The sequence below is a fragment of the Gordonia sp. X0973 genome, assembly GCF_013348785.1.
Lineage (GTDB): Bacteria > Actinomycetota > Actinomycetes > Mycobacteriales > Mycobacteriaceae > Gordonia.
The window spans coordinates 624,101-645,993 of the sequence record NZ_CP054691.1; the positions used below are offsets into that span (position 1 = coordinate 624,101).

The window sequence follows — 21,893 nt, forward strand, 5'->3', positions numbered from 1 at the left end:
CCGCCTGCCTCACAGGGGACCTTGGGCCTAGGTGCTCCGGGCGGCCCATGCGCCTCAACCCGGCGCAGTGCTCAGCTGCCCGGCGGCCGCGACCGTCGCCGCGCCGATGCGGGCCAGCTCGTCGGCCGGCATCGTGGCGTTCGGGCAGGCGACGATCGACGCGCTCACGCGCCCGCCCTCGAATACCGGGGCTCCGACGGTCACCGCGCCGACTTCGCCGGACAACTCGTCGGGCAGGTAGTCGACCGCCGTGAGTTCGGAGACCAGTGCCCCGACGCGACGGCGCAGTGGCTCCGGGACGCTGGACATCGTGGCAAGCGCGTCGATCACGGCACGGTGCTCGTCGGTGACGCGTTCGACGGAGAAGCCCCGGGCCGCGACGGCATCCAGTGCGTCCCGCAATCGGGGCCGGTCTTCGGCGACGGCCCGATCCAGCCACCGGCGCCGCACCTCGTCCCCCTCCCAGGCGATGAACTCGCGGCAGATGGGGGGGCGCAGCGCAATCCTGGAACCGGTCGGCAGGTCGACGGTTTGCTCCGTCGGTGCGCCTCGTCGGCTCGACGGCCAGCCGTACTCCACCACGGTGATGGCCTGCTCGTCGATCCGGCGCGCCAGGAAGACCGGCATGCCCAGCTCGTCGGCGAGTCGCGCCAGGATGGGCCGGGCGGCGAGGGTCAGCCGGTCCGATCCGAGGGCGCGGGTGGCGGTGGCGAGAAACCCGCCACCCAGCGTGACGGTGCCGGAGTCGTCGCGCTGCAGCCAGCCGAGATCGACGAGTTCGGCGACGATAGCGTGCGTCGTGGCCCGGGACAGTCCGGTGTCGCGCACAATGTCAGCCAGCGACGTGCGGCGCTGCGGCTGATGGATCGAGGCGTCGACGACGGCGTCGACGACCGCCACGGCGCGCCTCGTCGGCGGGGAGGGTTGACGGTCGTCCGGGTTGTCGCCTACGGTCGCTGACATATTGTCAACACATAGTGTCGAATACTCGACATGTCAAGAGGAAGCGTCACGGTGAGCGAAACCCGCTACGAGCTGAGCCACCTACAGGCCCTCGAGGCCGAGTCGGTACACATCTTCCGCGAGGTCGCGGCCACCTTCGACAACCCCGGAATGCTCTTCTCCGGCGGCAAGGACTCGGTCGTCATGTACGCGCTGGCCCGCAAGGCCTTCTGGCCCGCGCCGCCGCCGTTCACCTTGATGCACGTGGATACCGGGCACAATTTCGACGAGGTCATCGAGTTCCGCGACCGCCTCGTCGCGGACACCGGCGCGCGCCTGGTCGTGAGCTATGTACAGGACGACATCGACGCCGGGCGGGTCGTCGAGCAGACCGGACCGGGCACCAGCCGCAACCGCTTGCAGACCGCGGCGCTGCTGCGCGGCATCGCCGAGAATCGCTTCGACGCCGTGTTCGGCGGCGCCCGGCGCGACGAGGAGAAGGCCCGCGCCAAAGAGCGCGTCTTCAGTTTCCGCGACCGCGAGGGCGGGTGGGATCCGCGTGCGCAGCGCCCCGAGCTGTGGCACCTCTACAACGGCAGGCACCATCCCGGCGAGCACATCCGGGTGTTCCCGCTCTCCAACTGGACCGAACTCGACATCTGGCAGTACATCGCGGCCGAGGAGATCGAGCTGCCCTCCATCTACTACGCGCATGAGCGTGAGGTCGTCCCGCGCGACGGCATGCTGCTGGCCCAGACGCGCTTCCTCGAGACCTACGACGGGGAGACCGCCCACGTCGAGCGGGTGCGGTTCCGCACCGTCGGCGACGCGACCTGCACCGGGTGCGTCGAGTCGGGTGCCGACACCGTCGAGAAGGTCATCGATGAGATCTCGGCGACACGGCTGACCGAGCGCGGCGCCACGCGCGCCGACGACCGGATCTCCGAGGCGGGCATGGAAGACCGGAAGAAGGAGGGGTACTTCTGATGGCGAAGGACACGCAACCGGCGGCCAAGCCCGAGCGCGACCGCAGCGAACTGCTGCGCCTGGCGACCGCGGGATCGGTCGACGACGGGAAGTCGACGCTGATCGGGCGGCTGCTCTTCGACTCCAAGGCCATCTTCACCGACCAGTTGGAGGCCATCGAGCGCACCAGCGCCCAGCGCGGCACCGAGTTCACCGACCTCGCGCTGCTCACCGACGGGTTGCGGGCCGAGCGCGAGCAGGGCATCACCATCGATGTCGCCTACCGGTACTTCTCGACGCCGCGGCGCAAGTTCATCATCGCCGACACCCCCGGCCACGTGCAGTACACGCGCAACATGGTCACCGGGGCGTCGACGGCCGATCTGGCGATCATCCTGATCGACGCGCGCAAGGGCGTGTTGGAGCAGACCCGCCGCCACGCTTTCCTCTCGTCGCTGCTGGGCATCCCGCACCTGACGATCTGCGTCAACAAGATGGACCTCGTCGAGTGGTCGCAGGAGCGGTTCGAGGAGATCCGTGAGGAGTTCGTCGAATTCGCGGCCAAACTCAACGTCTCGGATCTGACGTTCATCCCGATCTCGGCGCTGGCCGGCGACAACGTCGTCACCAAGTCCGACAACATGCCGTGGTACTCCGGGCGTGCCCTGCTGAGCCACCTCGAGGAGGTGTACATCGCCAGCGACCGCAATCTGATCGACGCGCGGCTGCCCGTGCAGTACGTGGTGCGGCCGCAGGACCGGGTGGGGTCGGATCACCGCGCATACGCGGGAACCGTTGCGGGCGGGCACTTTTGCGTCGGCGACGCGGTGGTCGTCCTGCCCAGCGGCTTCACGTCGACGGTCACGAATCTCTGGGCACCGGGCGGACGGAAGCTCGACGAGGCGGTCGCCGGCATGGCGGTCACCGCCGAACTCGCCGACGAGATAGACATCGTGCGTGGGGACATGCTGGCCCGGCCCAACAACCGGCCTCACGTTGGGCGCGACCTCGACGCCCTGGTGTGTTGGTTCGCCGAGGACGTCGACCTCGAGCCGGGCAAGAGATACGTGCTGCAGGGCGCGACGTCGGCGACGCGCGCCGAGGTCTCCGAACTCGTCTACCGGCTCGACGTGAACACCCTGCACCGGGACGCGCAGGCGGATCAGTTGTCGCTCAACGAGATCGGCCGGCTGTGGCTGCATTTGCGCGAGCCGATGATGTTCGACGCCTACACCCGCAACCGGGAGACCGGGAGCTTCATCCTCGTCGACGAGGGGACCAACCGGACCGTCGCGGCCGGGATGATCACCGGGCCGCACGCGCACAACGCGAACATCGTGTGGCAGAGCACGAAGGTCTCGCGCGACCAGCGCGCCCAGTTGGGGGCGACGCTGTGGATGACAGGGCTTTCGGGGTCGGGCAAGTCGACGCTGGCCGTCGAGTTGGAGCGGCGGCTCATCGCGCAGGGGAGGCCGGCATACATCCTCGACGGCGACAACCTGCGCCACGGATTGAACGCCGACCTCGGCTTCTCCGCCGAGGACCGGCAGGAGAACATGCGGCGCACCGCCCAGGTCGCGGCCTTGTTCGCCGACGCGGGCACCGTCGTGATCGTCTCGATGATCAGCCCGTTTGCCGCGGATCGCGCCGCCGCGCGCGAGATCCACCTCGATCAGGCGCTGGAGTTCCACGAGATCTTCGTCGACACCCCGCTGACCGATTGCGAGCAGCGTGATCCCAAGGGCCTCTACGCCAGGGCCCGCGCCGGGGAGATCGCCGATTTCACCGGCATCAGCTCGCCCTATGAGCGACCGCAGAACGCCGATATCGTCGTGACGCCCGGCGACGGGACGGCCGGCGACGTCGCCGAGGCGATTCTGCGCGACCTAGGGTTGTGAGGTGGCCGTGCGCGTGGAGTTGACCGCTGACCTGCCCGACGTCGAGCTGGCCGCCGCGCTGGCGACCGCGGCCGGGGAATTGCTGAACTCGATCCGCGCCGAATCAGGTTTGGCCGGCAGGGAATTGGGCGACGCCGGCGATCGGCAATCCGACGACTTCCTACAGGAGCAGCTGGCCCGGTTGCGGCCCGGCGACGCGGTGCTCAGCGAGGAGTCGGCCGACGATCTGGCGCGGCTGGACGCATCTCGGGTGTGGATCGTCGACCCGGTCGACGGGACGCGCGAATACGGGACGGTCGACGGCGACGGCGGCGGTCGTCCGGATTGGGCCGTCCACGTCGCCCTCTGGGGCAGGGGCGAGGACGGCGTCGGTTCCCTCGTGGCCGGTGCGGTCGCACTGCCGGCTCTCGGTGTCACCTACTCGTCGGATGCGACGACGGTCGCGCCGACGGCCGGGCTCGCACCGACCCGCGCCGACCGGCGTCGAGTCGTGGTCAGTGGCTCGCGTCCGCCCGAGTTCGCCGACGCGGTGGCGGCGGCGCTCGACGCCGAGCTGGTTCCGGTCGGGTCGGCCGGGGCGAAGGCAATGGCCGTCGTCCGGGGTGAGGCCGACGCCTATGTCCACGGTGGCGGGCAGTACGAGTGGGACTCGGCGGCGCCGGTGGCGGTCGCCCAGGCAAAGGGGCTGTGGTGCAGCCGGATCGACGGTTCGCCGCTGATCTACAACCAGCGCGACACCTACCTCCCGGACCTCATCGTGTGCCGGCCGGAGTTGGCCGAGAAAATCGTCGCGGCGATCGCAGGCTGATCTGGCGCTGGTCCCCGACTTCTTCGGATCCATAACCCACCCCGCGTCGCTCATCGACCGGTGGATCCAAGACGGATGGGCTATTCGCGGCTGTCGGGCCAGGCGAGGCCGAGGGCGTCGAGCCAGGGGCTGAAGGGATCGCCGATGGTGCCGAGGTTGTCCGCGACGGGGGTGGGGTCGTTTTCGATGTCGAGGATGGCTTGGGGGTCGGCGTCGTAGAGGGCTGCGGCCTCTGTGGCCGCTTGGGCTCCCTGTCGGAGGTTGTCGGGCACGAGTTCGGGATTGCTGTCCCCGGTGACATGGGTTCGGTAGACCTGTTGGGGATCGCCGGTGGTGAGTTTCCAGACGGAGAATACGACGCCGTATTCGTCAGCGTCTTCGGCGACGACCGCGCGGCCCGGACCGACTGCGTGGAACGCCTGGTGGGCCAAGTCGTCGACGGCGGCGGTGGGCAGGTACACACTCATCCGCACCTGGTTGCCGTGAGTGGAGATCGCGGGTTCGGCTTCGGCTGCGGGGTTGGGCACGATGCTGCTGATGTCGGCATAGAGGGGCTCAAGTGCCGCTTCCAGTTGGGGCAGAATCCGGCGTGCGGCGGCCTCGTCGGCGACGTCGGCGATGATTGCGGTGCCGTAGGTACTCACGATGTTTGTCCTTCTTGTTGTTCGTCCCACCAGGGGGCGAGGGGTTCGGGGAAGTCGACTGGGCCGATCAGGTTGTCGGGGACGCCGACGCCCAGCAGTTCGTCGTGGCGGTTGGCCAGGACGACTTGTTCGAAGCCGGTTCGATCGCCGGCGGCTACGGTGTCGCGGATCGCTTGCAGGTAGGCGATTGGGTCCCGATCGGTCAACCGCCACTGTGGTTCGGGGCGGACGTGGGCGATTGCCCAGTCCAGTGCTGCTATGAGTTCGGCGCGGGTCTTCGTGCCGCACATCGCTTGAATCACCGCGTACCGGACGGCATATTGCTCATCGGTCGGCGCATCGGGGTCGGGGCGGGCAGCCCAGCGCTGCTCCTCGCGATCAGCGTCGGCCAGCTCGGCGGCCCATTTGTCGGTGACCGCGGCGCCTTGGTACGGGGCGAAGACCTTCTCGTCTACTTCGCTGGCCCATTCGGTCGTCGTTTGTGCATCGACCCGGAGAATCACTGGATTGTCTGGTCGGGTGCGATCACGAATGAAGATGTTGTAGGTTTCGTCGCCGTGGTCACCGTACGCGTGGCCGGTCAGTTGCTGCCCGAGGAACTGAGTGCACGCGGAGAGGTGTCCTACGCTGGTGTTTTCGTAGTAGATGTATTGGTACCACCAGCCGATCGGGGCCGGCACTAGATACAGGTTGCGTCCCTTGCCGACAAGGTGCCAGTCATCTCCGAGTAGTTCGACGGCGCCTTCGGCAACGGTTTTCCATTCTTTCGCGCTCATGCCCATCGGGTGCCTACTCGTTCCACCAGGGGGTGAGGGGTTCGGGGAAGTCGACTGGGCCGATCAGGTTTTCGGGGACGCCGACGCCCAGCAGTTCGTCGTGGCGGTTGGTCAGGACGACTTGTTCGAAGCCGGTTCGATCGCCGGCGGCTACGGTGTCGCGGATCGCTTGCAGGTAGGCGATTGGGTCCCGATCGGTCAACCGCCACTGTGGTTCGGGGCGGACGTGGGCGATTGCCCAGTCTATTGCCGCGACGAGTTCGTCGCGGGGTTTTGCCCCGCACATTGCTTGGATCACCCCATATCGGACGGCATATTGCTCATCGGTCGGCGCATCGGGGTCGGGGCGGGCAGCCCAGCGTTGCTCCTCGCGATCAGCGTCGGCGAGTTCGGCGGCCCATTTGTCGGTGACCGCGGCGCCTTGGTACGGGGCGAAGACCTTCTCGTCTACTTCACTCGCCCACTCGGCCGTCGTTTGTGCATCAACCCGGAGAATCACTGGATTGTCGGGACGGGTGCGATCCCGAATGAAGATGTTCCGAGCCTGAGTTCCATGGTCACCGTAGGCTGTGCGAGTCAATTGCTGCCCTAGGAACTCGGTATATGCCTTTAGCTGTCCGGTACTGGTGTTTTCGTAGTAGACGTATTGATACCACCAGCCGATCGGAGCCGGCACCAGATACAGGCGACGCCCTTTGCCGACCAAGTGCCAGTTATCTCCAAGTAGTTCGACCGTGCCCTCGGCAACAGTCTTCCACTCTCTCGCGCTCATTCCCATCAGGTTGGCCCCTTTCTCATCGAGAGCATGACCCGCCCCGGTGTCGCCGCCATGATTGTCATTGGCGGCTACCGAGCGGAAGTGGATTGACCGGTTTGATTAACTTGCCGATCTCACCTTCGGCGATGCCGAGGGCCGCGGCGACCGCTCGCTCCCAAGCCTTATTGATCTTGGCGTCACCGGTCTTCAGATCCAACACGGCGAGCACGTCCTCGACACCACCCTCAAGGATTCGCGTCAGAATCACGTCTGGTCGCTTGCTGCCTGACTCCCCGCGTTTCGCCCAGCTGATCGGTTTACCGTCCTCGCGAACTTTACCGCCATCGATGGACTCCTCTAGGTACAACTTGATGTCGGGACCGAGCCACGCCTCCACATGTGGCAGCACGTGGGTTTTCAACAGCGCTTCGAGTAGCGAGTGGGAATGGGTGCCGCGGATAGCTGCCTGTAGCCACGCTCTGAAGTGGGGATTGATCGCGGCCTGCAACGCGAGGTACCAAGCGTAGTCCGCTGCTTGATTCACGAGGTCACGCGCCCGTTCCCTAACGGTATCGTCGTCGAAACCCTCCGCTGGTAGGTCACCGGCCGGCGGATTGAGCTTGTCACCGAACTCTTCCAGTTCCTTGGCGAAATCATCGATCGCTTTGGCGATGATGTCGCGGAGGAACTGGTCGGCTTCGGGCGTGCCCGGCCTCATCGGCGGCGGTACCGCCTCGGGAGCCTGCGGTGGAGGTGGATTCTCCACCGACGGTGCCTCGGGTGGGGTCACCGACGGCGGTTTGGGTGGATTCAGCGACGGTGCCTTCGGGCGCCGATGCTTGGCCGCGTCGTCGTTCTCATCCTTCGGCTCGGGGTTGCGGCGCTTCTCGAACTCTGGCGGACGCTGCTCGACACCCGGCGGGTATCGAGGTGTTTGCTCTTGATCGCCGTCAGGGTCATCGGGGACATCCTGTGTCGGGGGGTCACCGATCGGCGGTACGGGCTCGCCGCCAGGAGTAGGTGGTGCCGGTTCTTCTTGAGGTATGGGAGTTGGGTCGTCGCCAGGGGTAGATGGTGCGGGTTCTTCTTGGGGTGCGGGAGTTGGGTCGTCTCCAGGGGGCTGCGGCGATTCACGCTCCCGATCACGTCGGTTCTTTTCGTTCTGCTTCCTGATCCGGTACTCGTCTTTGAACAGCTGTCGAAGTTCATCGATGTATTTCTGGATCTCTTCGCGAAGCTTGCGGTCGGGGATTTCGTGGAGCCGTCGCTCCAACTCGGTGATCCATTCGTCCTCGATGTAATCCCAGTGATCTTTGAGTTCCTGTGCTGACCAGGTGTCCCCGTAGAAGGGATTGCGGCCGCGAAAGGCCCGATATTCCCGGTAGCGTTCAACCAGCCACTGCATGGCATCGGGCACTTTCGGGCGCGCCCAGGGCAGCCACGGTGACTCCCAATTCCAGGGCCATGGCGACGGTCGGGCCGGCTTCGGCTTTGGCTTGGTGTTTGGCTTCGGCTTGGGCTGCGGACCGGGTGCCTTCTGCGGCTTGGGGTTTGGTTTGGGCCTCAGACCGGTGCCGCCGCCTCCCCGCCACCTTCTGATGGGTGTGTTCTCCGGTTCTACCGGCTGCTCTGGCGCGGGGCTTGCTTCGCCCGGACTGTCGGACGGCGGCGGATTGATCATGTGAAGCTGCTGATCCGGCGGCGAATCGTCAGGAGCCCGGTCAGGCACCACGGCCCCGGCTCGACGCCGGGCACTTGGCGCCCGACGGGCGGCTCCCACCATTGCGGCCGCACCGGCTATCAGCCACACCCACGTGGGTATTGATGGCGTACGGGAGTGTTCGGCGGGCGGGACGCGCGGTGTGGGCACAACAGTCGGGCCGGGCGTCGGTAGCGGTGTCGGTGGTGCCGGGGTGCGCGCCGCGGGTCGTTTTGTTGTCGGTGGAGGTGTGGGTCGCCAGGGTGCTGCCGGTGGTGCGGGTTGTTGCCCGGTCGGGTGTGGTGGTGGGGGTGGTTGTTGTCCGGGGAGTCGGGGTGCGCGGTAGCCGGGGACGGGGATGATGGGTGTGCCGTTGCCGTTGCCGGTTCCGGGGCCTGGTCCGGGGTCGGCGCCGGCGTTGGGGCCGGTTCCGGGGCTGCCGGGAGCGGTGGTGGTGGGTGGTGGGGTGTTTTGTGTGGGTTGCGGGGTGTAGGTGGGGACGTTGATACAGGGCCAGTAGGGGCCGTGTTCGCGGCGCATTTGGTCACAGAGTGCGTCGGCGTGGGCGGGTGCTGGCGGGTTGGTGGTGAGCAGGATTGCGGCGAGCACGATCCCGACGGCGGTGGTGGCCAGGGCCAGTAGTGCGGCAAGGGCGACGGTGAGGCGGCGTGATGCCGGTTGGTTGGTGGTCATCGGTTGCCTGTGATGGCGGCGTGGATGGCGTCGATGCCGGTCCAGAACCAGCGGCCGGCCAGGGACATGAGCAGGAAGAAGCCGAGGAAGACGGGGATGTTGCCGTATTGGTCGGACCAGTGTGTGAGGTGGGGCAGGGCGGCGGCGCAGGCGATGAGCAGCAGGGTGCCGATCGCGAGGAAGAGCAGGGTGGTCGTGGGTACGGCCGTCCCCGATGGTGTCGTCGCGTCGGGGTGTTCGTTGTTGCCGGTGTGGTGCCCGTTGTTGGTGCTGTTCATGGCGGGTGTCCTTGGCGTGAGAGCGGCCGGGCGGTCGGGGGGGGGGGGGGTTAGAGGTAGTGGGGTTGGCCGTAGAGGTGGTAGGTGTCGTCGTTGGTGGGGGTGGACAGGGCGATGCGGGTGTAGGCGCGCAGGGAGACCGGGCCTAGGCAGCCGGCGACTTTGATGTGGACGCCTTCGAGGCCGAGGCCGGCTTTGGGGCCGGTGAGGGGTTTGGTGCCGAAGGGGATGTCGTAGACGGCGCCGGGGCGCAGGGTGGTGGAGATGTTGCCGAGTGCTTGGACGCCGATGATGGCCGCGGGTGGGTAGGAGATCGACATTTGGGCGGTGGGGCCGGCCAGGACGCCCAGGGAGACGCCGGAGGAGATGTCGGTGTTGCAGGCGATGTGGAACCCGGAGCTGAGGGTGCCGGCGTTGACGGGGATGTGGCTGGTGCCGGTGATGGAGATGCTGCCGCGCAGGGTGAGGAATCCTTCACGGGTCCACGGGGATTGATCCAACGGCGGCACACTGTGCACGCGTTCGTGTTTCTTGGCCAGGGTGATGCGCCATCCGTCGTCGGTGACCCGCACGATCGACCGATCAGCAAACGAATTCGCCGCATCGGCGTCGGTCACGCCGCAGACCATCGTGACGGTGGTGGCGACACCGATGAGTGTTGCCACGAGCTTCCCCCGCTGCACAGTTCTTCCCCTCGTAGAACGAATCAGTGGATGACACCATCACACATGGTTATTGATCATGCACGATATGTGTGATCCAAAATGACCGATTTCGTTCATCGTTTCCGCAGTTCAGCGGACATGTTGGGTCGAGCTGCGGGACGTTAGTCCCTCTGCGGGGCCAGGCCCTTCATTTTGGGTGTGAGGCCGAGGACCCCGGGGGTCGCGTCGAAGCAGGTATAGACCCGCCCGGCGGCGTAATCAGATGACTTCGGCGACCTCCGGCCGGTCGGCTGGGGGCGAAGGCGATGGCCGTCGTCCGGGGTGAGGCCGACGCCTATGTTCACGGTGGCGGGCAGTACGAGTGGGACTCGGCGGCGCCGGTGGCGGTCGCGCAGGCAAAGGGGCTGTGGTGCAGCCGGATCGACGGTTCGTCGCTGATCTACAGCCGGCGCGACACCTACCTCCCGAACCTCATCATGTGCCGGCCGGAGTTGGCCGAGAAGATCGTCGGGGCCATCGCGGAGAGTGCGGACGTCACTGACTGATGACGCCGTTGATGCAAGTTGTTTCTAGTCAGGCCGGCGTCCAGGGAGGCAGGATGCTTGTGAGACCGACCTCATTGAGGAGATCCAGATAGGCCGTGACCGACGTCGCCGGCAGCGACACATCCTGGGCGAGCCTGCTCTTACACAGATCGTAGATTCGCTGCCACGTTCATCGTAGGTTCGCTGCGACGCTCACCGTAGATCCGCCGCAACGCCAAACCTGGCAAAACGCGAGACTGGTCGGTCGTCCGAAAGCCCTTGTAGCGAGGTCTCGATACGGATTCTCGCCTTGCGGCTCGAACCCACTCGACCACCGGTTCCGACCACCGGTTCTAGGTACTCACAACCGGGCGGCGGCGCGGACGTCGGCGTCCTCGTCATCGCGGGCGGCGACCATGACTTCGGCGACCTCCGGCCGGTCGGCGTACGGGCGCAGGGTTTGCACCGCGGCCTTGCGCACGTCTCCGTGCGGATCGGCGGCCGCCTTTGTCAACGCCTCCACTCCGGCGTCGTCGACGGCGACTGCGAGCCCGGTCGCGGCCCCCTTCCGCACCTGCCAGGCACTGTCGCGCAACGCCTTGCGGAGGAGGGCGCCGTCGGCGTCGTTCCCGACGACGGCCAATGCCGCCAACGCGGCGGCCCGCACCAGCGGATCGGGGTCGACGGCGAGTTCCCGAATCGTCTCCGACTCGGCGCCGACGGTCGCGAGTCCGCCGGCCACGACGACGCGCACCTCGCGGTTGGCGTCGCGGGCAGCGCGCGTGATCAGGGACCCCGCGTCGAGCGACACCAGTCCGCGAACCGCCTCGATCCGGACGCGGTGGTGCTCGTCGTCGAGGAAGTCGGAGAACAGCTCGGCGTCGCCGGCATGCAGCGCGCGCAGCACGTCGAGCACCCCGGCGCGCACCTGCGGGTCGGTTGACTCCAGCGAATCGCGCAGTGCGGCGACGAATTCCGGCTTGTCGGCGAGGATCTCCACCAATTCGCGCAACGACTCGACCGCGACCCGGCGAACCCCGGAGTCGGCATCTCCCAACGACGCCGCGAGTGCGTTCTCGAATCCGTCCGGAGCCACCTCGGTGAGGGTGGCGATGGCGGTGCGGCGGACCGTCGGGTCCGCGTCGTCCAGGTAGGAGGCCAGCTCCTCGAGGCCGGGGGAGTCCAGCGCGATGAGTTCGACGATGCGCGGGGAGAGCGGTTCGCGCGTCGAGTCGTCGGCGGCGACGTCGGCCCGCGGTGCGACCGCCGCACCCGAGGCCGGTCCCGTCCGGGCCACCGGCTCGTCGATCGCGATCACCGAACGGTCATGCGGCGGAATGTGATTCAGCTCGTCGACCGGAACCAGGTACGGCGCCACCGGGCGGCCGAGGAAGACCATCTCCCCGTCGTCCCCCTTGCGCACGTTGAGGTGGTAGCCCCAGGCCTCGTCGTCGCGCTGGGGGATGTCGTCGCGCTGGTGGTACAGCCCCCACCGACTCTCGGTGCGGGTGAGCGAGCTGCGTGAGGCGAGTTCGGCGCAATCCCGGATGAAGTGGACCTCGGCGCACCGCATCAGCTCGTGCGGCGTGCGCGCACCCATCTGCTCGATCTCGGTGCGCATCCGCTCGAAGGTCTCCACCGCGATGCCCAGTTTCGTCGAGGTCTTCGGCGGTGCGACGTAGTCGTTGACGAAGCGGCGCAACTTGTACTCGACCTGCGGCTGCGGCGGACCGTCCGGATGGCGCAACGGCCGGTAGATCAGCTCGTGGACGGCCGCGATCTGATCGGATGGGAGTTCGCCCGGCGCCTCGACATCCCGAGCCCGGTCACTCGCATGCTGACCGGTCAGCTCGCCGTAGACGAACGCGCCGATCATGTAGTTGTGCGGCACGCATGCCAGATCGCCCGCGGCGTACAGCCCGTCGACGGTGGTGGCGCCGTTCTCGTCGACCCACACCCCGGACGCGGAGTGGCCGCTGCACAACCCGATTTCGGAGATGTGCATCTCGATGTCGTGGCTGCGGTAGTCGTGGCCGCGGTTGGCGTGGAAGGTGCCGCGCGTCGGCCGCTCGGTGGTGTGCAGGATCGATTCGAGGGTGTCGAGAGTCTCCGTCGGCAGATGCGAGACCTTGAGGTAAACCGGTCCGCGCGCGGATTCGATCTCCTTGCGCACCTCGCTCATCATGTCCCCCGACCAGTAGTCGGAGTCCACGAAGCGGTCGCCCTCGGCGTTGACTTGATAGCCGCCGAATGGGTTGGCGACGTAGGCGCAGGCCGGACCGTTGTAGTCCTTGATCAGCGGATTGATCTGGAAGCACTCGATTCCGCTGAGCTCGGCCCCCGCGTGATAGGCCATCGAGTAGCCGTCGCCGGCGTTCGTGGGGTTCTCGTAGGTCCCGTAGAGGTAGCCCGACGCGGGCAGTCCCAACCGTCCGCACGGGCCGGTCGCCAGGATCACCGACTTCGCGCCGATGACGTAGAACTCGCCGGTCCGGGTGTGCAGGGCGGCCGCCCCGACCGCGCGACCGTTTTCGGTGAGCACACGCACGGGCATCAGCCGGTTCTCAATGGTGATCTTCTCGCGCATGTCCTTGCGCCGCAGCACGCGGTAGAGGACCTTCTTGACGTCCTTGCCCTCCGGCATCGGGAGCACGTAGGAGCCGGATCGATGCACGCGGCGCACCGCGTACTCACCGTATTCGTCCTTCTCGAACTTCACGCCGTAGCGCTCCAGCCGCGAGATCATCGCGAAGCCGCGCGTCGCCGTCTGGTAGACGGTCTTCTGGTTGACGATGCCGTCGTTGGCGCGGGTGATCTCGGCGACGTAGTCCTCCGGCGACGCCTTCCCCGGGATGACGGCGTTGTTGACGCCGTCCATGCCCATCGCCAGCGCACCGGAGTGCCGCACGTGCGCCTTGTCGAGCAGGAGGACGTCGGCGCCGTTCTCCGCTGCGGTCAATGCGGCCATCGATCCGGCGGTCCCGCCGCCGATGACCAGCACGTCACAGTCGAGTCGGTGTGCGTCGGCGAGGTCGGGGGCGATGAAGGCTCCCGTCTCGGTTGTCGCTGTCTCGGTCGTCTCGGTCATGCGATCGCCCGCCGCTCGGTCGCAGCCGGGTGGAGTGCGTCGGCGATGATCGCGCGAGCAGAACCGTCGCCGCCTTTGACGTCGACCACGGCGCGCACCGGCTCACCCGCGCGGCCGAGGACGACGACGCGGTCGCCGAGGAGCACGGCCTCGTCGACGTCGTGGGTGACGAAGACGACGGTCGCCGGGTGCGCCGCCAAGGTGCGCAGCAGCAGTGCCTGCATCGAGGAGCGGGTCTGCGCGTCCAGTGCGCCGAACGGCTCGTCCATCAGGACGGCGCGCGGCGCGCCGGCCAGCCCGCGCGCCAACTGCACGCGTTGGCGCATCCCGCCCGACAGGGTCTTGGGCAGATGATCGGCGAAGCCGTCGAGCCCGATCTCGCGGATCCAGGTCAGCGCCTGCTCCCGCCGCTGCGAGCGCGGAACGCCGCGCAGGCCCAGGGCCAGCTCGATGTTGCGGCGCACCGATCGCCACGGGTGCAGCGCGTCGTCCTGGAAGACCATCGCCCGGTCGCGCGACGTGCCGACGACGGGCACGCCGTCGACGAGGATCCGGCCGCCGTCGAGCGGTCGCAGACCGGCGAGGGCCCGCAGCAGCGTCGACTTGCCGCATCCGGACGGTCCGGTAACGACGACGATCTCTCCTGCGTCGATACTCAGGGCGAGGTCGTCGATGATGGTGCGCGCGCCGTGGCGCAGCGTGAGCCCCTCGATTTCCAGTGCGGTACTCATCGGTTTTCCTCTCCGCGGGGCAGCCACCGCGTGACGCGGCGCCCGGCGAGTTCGATGGCGCCCGACGTGAGCACGCCGAGGGCCGCGATGGTCAACATGCCGACGACGACGCCGGGATAGTCGACGACGGTGTACGACTGCCAGGTGCGATACCCGACGCCGAGGTGACCCGAGATCATCTCCGCCGAGATGAGGCAGATCCAGGCGACGCCGATGCCGACGGACAGTCCGCTGAAGACACCCGGGGTGATGCCCGGCAGGATCACGCGCAGCACGACGTCGCGCCGGGTGCCGCCCATCGTCCGCACGGAGTCCTCCCAGATGGTCGGCAAGGCGCGGACCGCGTGCCGCGTCGACACGACGATCGGGAAGAAGGCCGCGACGAAGGTGATGAACACGATCCCGGCCTCGTCACTGGGGAAGACCAGGATCGCGATGGGCACCAGCGCGATGGCCGGGATGGGGCGGACCAGCTCGGTCAGCGTGCCCAGCGTGTTCGCGGCGACCGAGGATCGACCCAGCGCGATACCGGTCGGTACCCCGACCAGCGTCGCCAGGCCGAACCCGATGCCGATGCGCAGCAGGGACTGTCCCAGGTCTTGGTAGTACAGCGCGGTGTGCAGCCGCTCCCACCACGCCGAGGCGACCTCGGTGGGCGCCGGGATGGTGTCGAACTTCAGCCACGCGACGATGTCGTTGCTCGCCAGCCACTGCCAGAGTGCGAGGGCGACGAGGATCGTCGCCGCACGCAGCAGCCAGGTCGTCCAGGTGCGCCGGGTCGACGACGAGGGGCGGGGCGCCTCGTCGTGGGATACCGACTCGACGACGGTGGCCCGGCTCGGCGTGCCGAGCACGGTCGAGGTCATGGCCGGACCTCCCGCACCGCGGTGTCGTAGTCGACGCGCACCGCGCCCGGGTGGCCGCGCCGGTAGGAGTCGAGGTCGTCGACGGTGGTGAAGGCCTGATACTCGTCGCCGTCGCGCAACCAGATCGTGTGGTCGGCGAACCAGCGCGTCCCGGTCACCGGGTCGGTGACGTAGGCGGCGGTCACCGGCCGATTCGCGGCGCGGGCCGCTTTGACCAGGCGCAGCAGTGCGGTGGCCGAATCGGCCTCGGCGGTGGCGGTGCCCGAGTACCAGACCTCGGCGTCGGCCCTTGTCGCGTTGCCCTGCCGGTGCAGCAGTGCCTGGTAGTCGCCGCCGGTCGCCGTCACCGCGGCTTTGAGTGGTCTGTCGTTGATGAAGGTGGACAGGTCAACCGGGTTGGGGAAGGAGCCGATCGACGTCAGATAGGGCCGGTCGCCGCCCAGCGCGTCGACGAGGGACGGCTTGATGGCTGGGTTGAAGTCGGTGCCTCCCGGTCCGTTGTAGAGGTAGACGACCTCGGCGGGCAGCCCGGCGCTCGTGGCGACGAGCCGTGCGGCGGCCAGCGGATCGTCGGCCAACGCCTTGGTCGCGTCGAGCTGCGCCTTCAGGAAGGCCTCGGCGACCTCCGGGTGGTCCTTCACGTAGGTGTTGCGCGCGATGACCCCGTGCAGCGTCGGGTAGCCGAGGTTGGCGCCGTCGTAGACGAGCTTGGCTTTGCGCTGGAACACCAGCAACCCCGGCCACGCCACGAACTGCGCGAGGGCGTCGACGCTGCCCGATTCCAGCGCCGACGAGCCGACCTGCGGCTGCTGGTTGCTGATCTCGACGGCGGTCGCCGGGATGCCCGCCTGCTTCAGGCCGGCCAGCAGCGTCCCGTGACCGGCCGAGCCGACGCTGGCGGAGACCTTCTTGCCGCGCAGGTCGCGCAGGCTGTTGATCGGCGAATCCGGTTTGGCGACGACGCTGTTGAGCGATCCCTTCGGCGACGACCCGGTGATCGAGAGGATCGAGGTAGCGGTCGCCGGGTTCGTGTTGGCCCGGGAGCCGTTGATCAACATCGGGTAGTCGCCCATCGAGCCGATGTCGATCTTGCCGGCGATCATGCCGGTGGTGATCGGTGCGCCGGTGTCGTAGTCCTGCCATTCCACGCGGTAACGCTTGCCGTTCTTCTCACCCGCTTGCGCGAGACGCTTCTCGAAATCCCCGCGGGCGCGCAGAAGGGTGCCGGCGGTGACGGTGTTGATCGTCTTCGACTGATAGCCGACGACGACCTTCTCGGCGTCGGAGTCCTTCGACGAGCAGCCGACGGTCGCGGCGGCGACCGACGCGACGAGGATGGCGGCGACGACGGTGGGGCATATGCGCATGGGAGGAGTCCTCTGCTTGGGCTGGTTGATGTGGGCTGGTCGGGAGGGCTAACGCAGCAGGTAGGGCATGTTGATGGTCACGGCGCCGGTGGGGCAGCGGATCGCGCACGGGCCGCAGTACCAGCACTCGTCGACGTGCATGTAGGCCTTGCCGGTCTCCGGCTTGATGGCCAGCGAGTCGAGGGGGCAGACCTCGACACAGAGCGTGCAGCCGTCGATGCACAGGGATTCGTCGATCGTGACCGGCACGTCGACGCGGTTGTTGACGAGGCTCATCGGTGGTCTCCCGGGGTCTGCGCGACCGGCTGGTCGCGGGTGGCGGTGGCGTGCAGCGAGATCCGGTCGCCGCGCAGGCGGATGTATTCCAGGTCGACGGGCCGGGCCTCCGGGCCGAGGGAGGTCAGGCGTTCCACCAGGAGTGCGGGTGATCCGGCGGCGACCTCCAACGTGGCCGCCGAGTGGGGGTCGAGTGCCGCGGCGTTCACGGTGTGGTCGGCCGAGTGCAGGCGTTTCCCGGAGACCTCCTCGAGCAACGCGAATACGTCGGTGTTCTCCAGGTCGTGGCCCAGGATCGGGATGCCGAGATCGGCGACGAGGTAGGTCAGGTCGAGGCTGACCGGTTCGTCGTCGAGCAGCCGCAGCCGCTCGATGTAGACGACCTCGGCCCCGTCCGCGAGGCGCAGGCGCCGGGCGACCGCTCCGGGGGCGCGCACCAGGGTCGCGACCCGGACTTCGTTGCGGACCTGCCCGTGGCCGGACAGGGTTTCCTTCAGTCCGCGCAGCGCGTCCAGTCCGTGCGGGGCCTTGCGGTTCACGACGTGGGTTCCCGCCCGCGGGGTGCGCTCGATGAGGCCCTCGGCCCGCAGGTTGGCCAGTGCGTCCCGCACGGCGTTGCGGGACGCCCCGAACTCGCCGACGAGTTCCCGCTCGTCGAGTTGGCCGGTGGTCTCGCCGGCATCGATGGCACGCCGGAGTACGTCGCCGATGACGCGGGCGTCCTCGGCGCGGCGGCGCTTCTCCGACGGGGTGACGCGTGGGCTGGATGACATGAAACGGCAGCGTAATGACGGTTTCGCTCGCCGTGGAGAGGGAAAAATCGCCTCCGGTGACGCCCCGTCGAATACGCCATCTCGGCGTCGCGACGAAGCACGGTGACCAGCGGTTTCGGGGACCTTCCGCGCTATTGCGCCACCTGTCAATCCCCGTCGGGATTGGACTCAGCCCGCACGAAACCCCGCGCGTCGACAGGTACGCCGCACGGAGCCGTCGGGTGGCCCCTCGAACGGGGAGGTATCGGCGGAATCAAGCGGTATTCGTCCTCGCTTAGACTTGTCACCGTGACTTCCCATCTCGACACCGTGTCGAATGCCGCGCAGACCCCCGATCAGCCCCAGCCCTTCACCGAACTCGGTTTGAAGGACGACGAGTACGCGCGGATCCGTGAGATCCTGCACCGCCGCCCCACCGACGCCGAGCTGGCGATGTACTCGGTGATGTGGTCGGAGCACTGCAGCTACAAGTCGTCCAAGGTGCACCTGCGCTACTTCGGCGAGACGACCACCGAGGAGATGCGGTCCAAGATGCTCGCGGGCATCGGGGAGAACGCCGGCGTCGTCGACATCGGCGACGGCTGGGCGGTCACCTTCAAGGTCGAGTCGCACAACCACCCGAGCTATGTCGAGCCGTACCAGGGTGCGGCCACCGGCGTCGGCGGCATCGTCCGCGACATCATGGCGATGGGCGCCCGGCCGATCGCGGTGATGGACCAGCTGCGCTTCGGCGCGGCCGATGCCCCCGACACCCGACGCGTCGTCGACGGGGTGGTGCGCGGCGTCGGCGGCTACGGCAACTCGCTGGGTCTGCCCAACATCGGCGGCGAGACCGTCTTCGACGAGAGCTACGCGGGCAACCCGCTCGTCAACGCGCTCTGTGCGGGTGTGCTGCGCACCGAGGACCTCAAGCTGGCCTTCGCGTCGGGGGCAGGCAACCGCATCATCCTGTTCGGTGCGCGCACCGGCCTCGACGGGATCGGCGGCGTCTCGGTGCTCGCGTCGGAGACCTTCGACGAGACCGGCGAGGACGGACCCAGCCGCAAGAAGCTCCCGTCGGTGCAGGTGGGCGACCCGTTCACCGAGAAGGTCCTCATCGAGTGCTGCCTCGACCTCTACCGTGAGGACCTCGTCGTCGGTATCCAGGACCTCGGTGGTGCGGGATTGTCCTGTGCCACGTCGGAATTGGCCGCGGCCGGCGACGGCGGCATGCACATCGACCTGGACAAGGTGCCGATGCGCGCCGAGGGCATGACCCCGGCCGAGGTGCTCTCCAGCGAGTCGCAGGAGCGCATGTGCGCGGTGGTGAAGCCGGAGAACGTCGAGAAGTTCATGGACGTCTGCCGCCGCTGGGACGTGCTCGCCACCGACATCGGCGAGGTCACCGACGGCGATCACCTCGTCATAGACTGGCACGGCGAGACCGTCGTCGACGTCCCGCCGCGCACCGTCGCCCACCAGGGCCCGGTCTACGAGCGCCCGGTACAGCGGCCGGAATGGCAGGACGCGGTCATCGCCGACACCAGCGCTTCGCTGCCGCGGCCGAAGTCCGGCGACGAGCTGCGTGCGACCACGCTGACGATGATCGCCTCCCCGGCGCTGTGCAGTCGTGCGTTCATCACCGAGCAGTACGACCGCTACGTCCGCGGCAACACCGTGCTGGCCGAGCACGCCGACTCCGGCATGATCCGCATCGACGAGGAGACCGGCCGCGGCATCGCGCTCGCGACCGACGCGTCGGGTCGCTACACCTACCTCGACCCCTACCGCGGCGCGCAACTCGCCCTGGCCGAGGCCTACCGCAACGTGGTGGTGTCGGGTGCGTCGCCGGTTGCCGTGACCAACTGTCTCAACTTCGGTTCGCCCGAGGACCCGGCGGTCATGTGGCAGTTCAGCCAGGCCGTGCGCGGCCTGGCCGACGGATGCGCCCAGCTGGGCATCCCGGTGACGGGCGGCAACGTCAGCTTCTACAACCAGACCGGTGCGACCCCGATCCTGCCGACGCCGGTCGTCGGCGTGCTCGGCGTCATCGACGACGTCGCCCGCCGCATCCCGACCGGGTTCGGCACCGAGCCGGGGGAGACGCTGATCCTGCTCGGCGAGACCCGTGACGAATTCGACGGCTCGATCTGGGCGCAGGTCACCGGAGACCATCTCGGCGGTGTCCCGCCGCAGGTGGATCTGGAGGCCGAGCGGCTCCTGGGTGAGATCCTCGTCGCGGCATCGCGCGACGGTCTGGTGTCCGCGGCGCACGACCTGTCCGAGGGCGGGCTGATCCAGGCCGTCATCGAGTCGGCGCTCGCCGGTGAAACGGGTTGCCGAATCATCCTGCCCGAAGACGCCGACCCGTTCGTGTGGCTGTTCAGCGAATCGGCCGGGCGTGTCCTCGTCGCCGTGCCGCGCACCGAGGAGTCGCGCTTCTGCTCGATGCTCGACGCGCGGTCGATGCCGTGGACGCGCATCGGCGTCGTCGATCAGGGAGCCGACGATGTGAGCGTGCAGGACCAGTTCTCGATTCCGCTCGCCGAACTGCGCGACGTCCACGGTGCGACACTCCCGCGCCTGTTCGGTGAGGGATTGCACTCGGTCTGAGACCCGGCCGACGATCGGGTACGCTCGCTGCGTTCCGGCTTCGACCAGTTGCAGAGGTACTCACTCCATGTCCTATCCCCAGGATCCGAATTCTCCGTACGGCGGCGACCAATCCGCGTACGGCCAGGCCTATGGGCAGCCCTACGGCCAGCCGGTGCCCGGCCAGCCCTATGGGCAGCCCTACGGCCAGCCCGGCTATGGCTCGATGCCCGGCTATCCCGCTGCTCCGATGGCGGGAAAGCCCGACAACAACCTGGTCTGGGCGATTCTGGCGACGGTGGTGTGCTGCCTGCCCCTGGGCATCGTGTCGATCGTCAAGTCCACATCGGTGGACAAGCTGTGGGCGCTGGGCGATTTCGCCGGTGCTCAGCGCGCCGCCGACGAGGCCAAGAAGTGGGCGATGTGGTCGGCGATTATCGGCGCCCTGTGGATCGTCGCGGTGTTCGCCTTCTGGATCATCATGGTGATCACGTCGGCCGCTTCGATCAACCACAGCTACACGCCGACGTACACCACCTACTCGACGTACTGATACCGAATCGGACAAACCCCGCTAGTGTTGGGGCCGCAAAACCCTAGACCGCTCACGCCGTGAGTTTGATGGAGGAGAACCATGACTAACCCCTACGACCCGCAGGGCGCCAACCCGGGTGACCCGTACCAGGGCCAGCCGGCTCCGGGACAGCCCGCGCCGGGCCAGCCCGTTCCGGGACAGCCGTACCCCGGTCAGCCCTACCCGGGCCAGCCGTACGCCGCCGGTCCCGCGATGGGCCCCGAGCCGGACAACAACCTGGTTTGGGCGATCCTCTCGACCATCCTGTGCTGCCTGCCGCTCGGCATCGTCGCGATCATCAAGTCGACCTCGGTCGGCAAGCTCTGGGCGCAGGGCGACGTCGTCGGTGCGCAGAAGGCCGCCGACGATGCGAAGAAGTTCGCGATGTGGGGTGCGATCGCCGCCGTCGTGCTGTGGGTGCTGTACATCATCTTCTTCGTCGTCGTCGGGATTGCTGGTTCAGCCTCTTCATGACGATTGACCGACCCGTCCCGGGCGCGTCCGCGATGGACGCGCCCGGTGGCGTGGTCGGGGCAAGTCCGGCTGCTCCGGGCCTGACCGATCGGGCGCTGGCCCTGATCGGGCGGGTGAGCAGCCATCCCGTCGCCGGACCGGCCGTCGTCGTCGCCGGGACCACGGTGGCCTGCACGGCCATCTGGTTGGGGGATCCGACCACCCCCGGCGGCCATCTTCCGGTCTGTCCGACCAAATCGCTGTTCCACGTCGACTGCCCTGGCTGCGGCTCGCTGCGGATGATCTATTCGCTGATGCACGGCGACTTCGGTGCCGCGGTGCGCTACAACGCCGTCGGAGTCCTCGCCGTCGTCCTGCTCATCTGGAGCTTCGTCGCCTACTGTCTGCGGCTCTGGACCGGGCGCCGCATCAAGACGTGGCAGCACTTCCGGTACTCCGCGGTCGCCGTGCTCGTCGTCGTCGGGGTGTGGTTCCTCATCCGGAACCTTCCGTTCGCCCCCTTCACCGGTCTGCGGGTATAGCG

The 21,893-nt window shown here is 67.9% G+C and carries 20 protein-coding genes and 1 pseudogene; 8 read left to right on the forward strand and 13 right to left on the reverse strand.

What is annotated here, in order from left to right; translation table 11 throughout:
• Positions 1 to 54 precede the first annotated feature (54 nt).
• Complete coding sequence (locus HUN08_RS03065) at positions 55 to 963, reverse strand: IclR family transcriptional regulator (RefSeq protein WP_124248332.1); 909 nt, start codon at positions 961 to 963, stop codon at positions 55 to 57.
• 30 nt (positions 964 to 993) lie between these two features.
• Between HUN08_RS03065 and cysD the strand changes: the two genes are divergently transcribed.
• From cysD to HUN08_RS03080, 3 genes are read left to right on the forward strand one after another with little or no spacing between them, the layout of a single operon-like run.
• The gene (cysD, locus tag HUN08_RS03070) at positions 994 to 1,929 is read left to right on the forward strand and encodes a sulfate adenylyltransferase subunit CysD (protein WP_124248333.1); all 936 of its coding nucleotides are present in this window, start codon (positions 994 to 996) and stop codon (positions 1,927 to 1,929) included.
• On the forward strand, positions 1,929 to 3,806 hold the full coding sequence (gene cysC, locus HUN08_RS03075) for an adenylyl-sulfate kinase (protein ID WP_124248334.1): 1,878 nt from the start codon (positions 1,929 to 1,931) through the stop codon (positions 3,804 to 3,806). The genes cysD and cysC overlap by 1 nt, the downstream gene beginning before the upstream one ends.
• A 31-nt stretch (positions 3,807 to 3,837) precedes the next feature.
• Positions 3,838 to 4,614: a 3'(2'),5'-bisphosphate nucleotidase CysQ gene (locus tag HUN08_RS03080; RefSeq protein ID WP_124248346.1), complete on the forward strand. Its 777-nt coding sequence runs from the start codon at positions 3,838 to 3,840 to the stop codon at positions 4,612 to 4,614.
• Between the two features lie 80 nt (positions 4,615 to 4,694).
• On the opposite strand, the gene HUN08_RS03085 is transcribed toward HUN08_RS03080, so the two are convergent.
• The 6 genes from HUN08_RS03085 to HUN08_RS03110 form a co-directional block, all read right to left on the reverse strand.
• A complete protein-coding gene (locus HUN08_RS03085) occupies positions 4,695 to 5,258 on the reverse strand; it encodes a hypothetical protein (protein ID WP_124248335.1) in 564 nt (187 codons plus the stop codon).
• Entirely contained in the window at positions 5,255 to 6,040 is a 786-nt protein-coding gene (locus HUN08_RS03090; protein ID WP_129624278.1) for a hypothetical protein, read from the reverse strand. The genes HUN08_RS03085 and HUN08_RS03090 overlap by 4 nt, the downstream gene beginning before the upstream one ends.
• A 7-nt stretch (positions 6,041 to 6,047) precedes the next feature.
• Positions 6,048 to 6,812: a hypothetical protein gene (locus tag HUN08_RS03095; RefSeq protein ID WP_124248337.1), complete on the reverse strand. Its 765-nt coding sequence runs from the start codon at positions 6,810 to 6,812 to the stop codon at positions 6,048 to 6,050.
• A gap of 58 nt (positions 6,813 to 6,870) precedes the next feature.
• A complete protein-coding gene (locus HUN08_RS03100; RefSeq protein ID WP_165353339.1) occupies positions 6,871 to 8,472 on the reverse strand; it encodes a hypothetical protein in 1,602 nt (533 codons plus the stop codon).
• Positions 8,473 to 9,179: 707 nt separating this feature from the next.
• Positions 9,180 to 9,461 carry a hypothetical protein gene (locus tag HUN08_RS03105; RefSeq protein ID WP_124248340.1) on the reverse strand — a complete coding sequence of 94 codons (282 nt, stop codon included), beginning with the start codon at positions 9,459 to 9,461 and terminating at the stop codon, positions 9,180 to 9,182.
• Between the two features lie 50 nt (positions 9,462 to 9,511).
• A complete protein-coding gene (locus HUN08_RS03110) occupies positions 9,512 to 10,126 on the reverse strand; it encodes an MspA family porin (protein WP_301546856.1) in 615 nt (204 codons plus the stop codon).
• Between the two features lie 293 nt (positions 10,127 to 10,419).
• Between HUN08_RS03110 and HUN08_RS03115 the strand changes: the two are divergent.
• Positions 10,420 to 10,671: pseudogene (locus tag HUN08_RS03115) on the forward strand (inositol monophosphatase family protein); the annotation flags it as partial.
• Positions 10,672 to 11,011: 340 nt separating this feature from the next.
• Here HUN08_RS03115 and HUN08_RS03120 read toward each other — a convergent pair.
• Genes HUN08_RS03120 through HUN08_RS03145 form a run of 6 tightly spaced genes read right to left on the reverse strand, consistent with a single transcriptional unit; the run spans position 11,012 to position 17,751 of the window.
• Positions 11,012 to 13,738 (reverse strand): fumarate reductase/succinate dehydrogenase flavoprotein subunit, encoded by a 2,727-nt coding sequence (locus HUN08_RS03120; RefSeq protein ID WP_124249039.1) that lies wholly within the window; start codon positions 13,736 to 13,738, stop codon positions 11,012 to 11,014.
• Entirely contained in the window at positions 13,735 to 14,469 is a 735-nt protein-coding gene (locus tag HUN08_RS03125; RefSeq protein ID WP_124249038.1) for an ABC transporter ATP-binding protein, read from the reverse strand. The genes HUN08_RS03120 and HUN08_RS03125 overlap by 4 nt, the downstream gene beginning before the upstream one ends.
• The gene (locus HUN08_RS03130) at positions 14,466 to 15,335 is read right to left on the reverse strand and encodes an ABC transporter permease (protein ID WP_124249037.1); all 870 of its coding nucleotides are present in this window, start codon (positions 15,333 to 15,335) and stop codon (positions 14,466 to 14,468) included. Before HUN08_RS03130 ends, HUN08_RS03125 begins: the two co-directional genes overlap by 4 nt.
• Positions 15,332 to 16,702, reverse strand: coding sequence for an ABC transporter substrate-binding protein (locus HUN08_RS03135; RefSeq protein ID WP_124249036.1), 1,371 nt, complete (start codon positions 16,700 to 16,702; stop codon positions 15,332 to 15,334). Before HUN08_RS03135 ends, HUN08_RS03130 begins: the two co-directional genes overlap by 4 nt.
• Positions 16,703 to 16,750: 48 nt before the next feature.
• On the reverse strand, positions 16,751 to 16,978 hold the full coding sequence (locus HUN08_RS03140; protein ID WP_124249035.1) for a ferredoxin family protein: 228 nt from the start codon (positions 16,976 to 16,978) through the stop codon (positions 16,751 to 16,753).
• Positions 16,975 to 17,751 (reverse strand): GntR family transcriptional regulator, encoded by a 777-nt coding sequence (locus tag HUN08_RS03145; protein WP_124249034.1) that lies wholly within the window; start codon positions 17,749 to 17,751, stop codon positions 16,975 to 16,977. The genes HUN08_RS03140 and HUN08_RS03145 overlap by 4 nt, the downstream gene beginning before the upstream one ends.
• Positions 17,752 to 18,039: 288 nt before the next feature.
• On the opposite strand from HUN08_RS03145, the gene purL reads away from it, so the two are divergent.
• From purL to HUN08_RS03165, 4 genes are all read left to right on the forward strand, one after another.
• Positions 18,040 to 20,343 carry a phosphoribosylformylglycinamidine synthase subunit PurL gene (purL, locus tag HUN08_RS03150; protein WP_124249033.1) on the forward strand — a complete coding sequence of 768 codons (2,304 nt, stop codon included), beginning with the start codon at positions 18,040 to 18,042 and terminating at the stop codon, positions 20,341 to 20,343.
• Between the two features lie 205 nt (positions 20,344 to 20,548).
• Positions 20,549 to 20,875 carry a CD225/dispanin family protein gene (locus HUN08_RS03155; protein ID WP_124249042.1) on the forward strand — a complete coding sequence of 109 codons (327 nt, stop codon included), beginning with the start codon at positions 20,549 to 20,551 and terminating at the stop codon, positions 20,873 to 20,875.
• Between the two features lie 81 nt (positions 20,876 to 20,956).
• Positions 20,957 to 21,370: a CD225/dispanin family protein gene (locus HUN08_RS03160; protein ID WP_124249032.1), complete on the forward strand. Its 414-nt coding sequence runs from the start codon at positions 20,957 to 20,959 to the stop codon at positions 21,368 to 21,370.
• Positions 21,367 to 21,891 carry a DUF2752 domain-containing protein gene (locus HUN08_RS03165; RefSeq protein WP_367649935.1) on the forward strand — a complete coding sequence of 175 codons (525 nt, stop codon included), beginning with the start codon at positions 21,367 to 21,369 and terminating at the stop codon, positions 21,889 to 21,891. The genes HUN08_RS03160 and HUN08_RS03165 overlap by 4 nt, the downstream gene beginning before the upstream one ends.
• Positions 21,892 to 21,893 lie beyond the last annotated feature (2 nt).

Excerpts from the sequence above, each read along its gene's own strand:
- HUN08_RS03160 (WP_124249032.1), top strand. The coding sequence starts at position 20,957 with ATGACTAACCCCTACGACCCGCAGGGCGCCAACCCGGGTGACCCGTAC.
- HUN08_RS03145 (WP_124249034.1), bottom strand. The coding sequence starts at position 17,751 with ATGTCATCCAGCCCACGCGTCACCCCGTCGGAGAAGCGCCGCCGCGCC.
- HUN08_RS03130 (WP_124249037.1), bottom strand. The coding sequence starts at position 15,335 with ATGACCTCGACCGTGCTCGGCACGCCGAGCCGGGCCACCGTCGTCGAG.
- HUN08_RS03065 (WP_124248332.1), bottom strand. The coding sequence starts at position 963 with ATGTCAGCGACCGTAGGCGACAACCCGGACGACCGTCAACCCTCCCCG.
- cysC (WP_124248334.1), top strand. The coding sequence starts at position 1,929 with ATGGCGAAGGACACGCAACCGGCGGCCAAGCCCGAGCGCGACCGCAGC.
- HUN08_RS03090 (WP_129624278.1), bottom strand. The coding sequence starts at position 6,040 with ATGGGCATGAGCGCGAAAGAATGGAAAACCGTTGCCGAAGGCGCCGTC.
- HUN08_RS03125 (WP_124249038.1), bottom strand. The coding sequence starts at position 14,469 with ATGAGTACCGCACTGGAAATCGAGGGGCTCACGCTGCGCCACGGCGCG.
- HUN08_RS03155 (WP_124249042.1), top strand. The coding sequence starts at position 20,549 with ATGCCCGGCTATCCCGCTGCTCCGATGGCGGGAAAGCCCGACAACAAC.
- HUN08_RS03105 (WP_124248340.1), bottom strand. The coding sequence starts at position 9,461 with ATGAACAGCACCAACAACGGGCACCACACCGGCAACAACGAACACCCC.
- HUN08_RS03100 (WP_165353339.1), bottom strand. The coding sequence starts at position 8,472 with ATGATCAATCCGCCGCCGTCCGACAGTCCGGGCGAAGCAAGCCCCGCG.
- HUN08_RS03095 (WP_124248337.1), bottom strand. The coding sequence starts at position 6,812 with ATGGGAATGAGCGCGAGAGAGTGGAAGACTGTTGCCGAGGGCACGGTC.
- HUN08_RS03120 (WP_124249039.1), bottom strand. The coding sequence starts at position 13,738 with ATGACCGAGACGACCGAGACAGCGACAACCGAGACGGGAGCCTTCATC.
- HUN08_RS03135 (WP_124249036.1), bottom strand. The coding sequence starts at position 16,702 with ATGCGCATATGCCCCACCGTCGTCGCCGCCATCCTCGTCGCGTCGGTC.
- cysD (WP_124248333.1), top strand. The coding sequence starts at position 994 with ATGTCAAGAGGAAGCGTCACGGTGAGCGAAACCCGCTACGAGCTGAGC.
- HUN08_RS03140 (WP_124249035.1), bottom strand. The coding sequence starts at position 16,978 with ATGAGCCTCGTCAACAACCGCGTCGACGTGCCGGTCACGATCGACGAA.
- HUN08_RS03165 (WP_367649935.1), top strand. The coding sequence starts at position 21,367 with ATGACGATTGACCGACCCGTCCCGGGCGCGTCCGCGATGGACGCGCCC.